This is a genomic window from Leifsonia sp. SIMBA_070 (genome assembly GCF_046534635.1).
Lineage (GTDB): Bacteria > Actinomycetota > Actinomycetes > Actinomycetales > Microbacteriaceae > Leifsonia.
The window spans coordinates 1-268 of the sequence record NZ_JAWRYK010000348.1 but is presented as its reverse complement, the minus strand read 5'-3'; the positions used below and the strand labels follow the sequence as shown (position 1 = coordinate 268).

The window sequence follows — 268 nt, the reverse complement described above, 5'->3', positions numbered from 1 at the left end:
CCCATCAGCGCCGACGTCGGGTTGACGCGCAGCTGATCGTCGAGTTTCAGCGTGGTCTCCTTGGAGCCGCTGGTCAACCGGACGTGGACATCGGACGTTCCGGGATGACGGACCAGCACCTGCTTGAGCGCGCTGACCCGGTCGGCGGTGCACAATCTCGTCGGCATGATCAGTGACACCGGCTTGGCGACTCCGACATGTGAAAGATCAGGCACGGCAAGATCATTCGCGGAGATCATCATGCTGTCGTCGCGCAGGTTGACGCGCG

1 protein-coding gene is annotated in these 268 nt (G+C 62.7%); it reads right to left on the bottom strand.

The features are described 5' to 3' along the window. Nucleotides 1-268 (bottom strand): hypothetical protein (locus SB754_RS20630; protein WP_410784226.1); only part of this gene is annotated, 268 nt, incomplete at both ends.